Source organism: Sphingomonas sp. 2378 (genome assembly GCF_038084995.1).
GTDB lineage: Bacteria > Pseudomonadota > Alphaproteobacteria > Sphingomonadales > Sphingomonadaceae > Sphingomonas.
Window position 1 is genome coordinate 1 of sequence record NZ_JAXCMJ010000173.1, and the last position, 221, is coordinate 221.

Consider the following 221-nt stretch of genomic DNA (forward strand, 5'->3'; position numbering starts at 1 on the left):
TCCATGGAATTGCGCAGCAGGTGGACGATGCAGGTTTGAACCACGGCGTCGGGAAACACGGCGGTGATCGCCTCGGGAAAACCTTTCAGGCCATCGACGACAGCGAGCAGGATGTCCTCGGTGCCGCGGTTCCTGAGCTCGTTCATGACCCTGAGCCAGAATTTTGCGCCCTCGTTCTGCTCCAGCCACAGGCCCAGCACCTCCTTGGCACCATCGGCACG

1 protein-coding gene is annotated in these 221 nt (G+C 61.5%); it reads right to left on the reverse strand.

The window, feature by feature from the left end:
- Window positions 1–221: transposase (locus SM191_RS19940; protein WP_341507690.1), on the reverse strand; the 221-nt coding region annotated here is incomplete at both ends.